Annotated in this window: 1 protein-coding gene; it reads right to left on the reverse strand. The window is 42.2% G+C overall.

Annotated features, from left to right (window positions below; genetic code table 11):
* A partial coding sequence (locus QL995_RS21620; RefSeq protein WP_290295077.1) for a transposase occupies positions 1-1,037 on the reverse strand: 1,037 nt, incomplete at both ends.

A 1,037-nucleotide genomic window follows, 5' to 3' on the forward strand; every position in this document is an offset into this window, starting at 1 on the left:
CTGCGTTTTAGTCGGCGCTTTTCTTGCTCAGTTTCGTATGTTTCGCTGGCTTTAAACAGCGGATTTCGTTTTCTAAATTGGTTATCCGCAATGTAGGTATCGAACCCACTTTGCGCCATAAACTCAAGATTTACTTCGCTGTTAAACCCACTGTCTGCGGTGAATTTGATGGTGTGTTTATCTGCCATTTTTTCTGTATTGAGTTTAGCGAGTTGCTGTTTTAATTGTGCAACGGCTGGCTGTAAAGTTTGTTGTTCGCCCACTGAGCCCCACGCTTGTGCTTGCAGGATGATTTGATGTTTATCATCGTTTATCGCGATGCCGTTGTAGCCTTGAATTGTCCCTTTTGAGGTCGTCATCTTCGCACTATCTGGGTCAGTGATATTACTTTTAACAGGCTTGCCTTTACTGCCTGTTTTCTCTTCGTGAGTGGCTAAAAAATCGGTGATTTTATCTGCACTTCTATCCAGCTTTTCTTTTTGTTTTAAGTCCTGAGTTATCAACTCTTCGCCCAGTCCATCTTGTGATTGGTGGCGTTCAATAATACGTTTGCTTGCGCGTTCTAGTTTTGCTTTTTTGCGGCTTAACTCATCGAATGTGCCGCTCCACTCTTTACTCGCATTGGACTTTAATTTACACCCATCAATAGCAAACATGTTGCGGCCTATCAAGTCTTCCTCATCACATATCATCAGCACTTGCGTGAAAAGTGGCTCAATCTGTTCATGCATTTTAGCCACAAAACCCGCTATAGATGTGTAATGTGGCTGGATATCACCCGACACACTCATAAATAAAATATTATGCTCGCAAGCCTTTGCAATCCGACGGCTACTGATAAAACCATGTGCATAGCCCAGTAAAATAATCTTTAGCATTACCGAAGGCGGATACGCAGCAGCGCCCGTTTTGTCGTTGTTATACCACGCGTCAAATCCCGATAAATCGAGTTTATTTTCGACGATATAACAAAGGGCATATTCAAATGTGCCAGGCAAAATTTGCTCAGCGAAATTGATAGGAATGAATTTATTTTG

Origin of the sequence: Pseudoalteromonas sp. APC 3358 (assembly GCF_030408075.1) — a bacterium.
GTDB classification, from domain to species: Bacteria; Pseudomonadota; Gammaproteobacteria; order Enterobacterales; family Alteromonadaceae; genus Pseudoalteromonas; species Pseudoalteromonas arctica.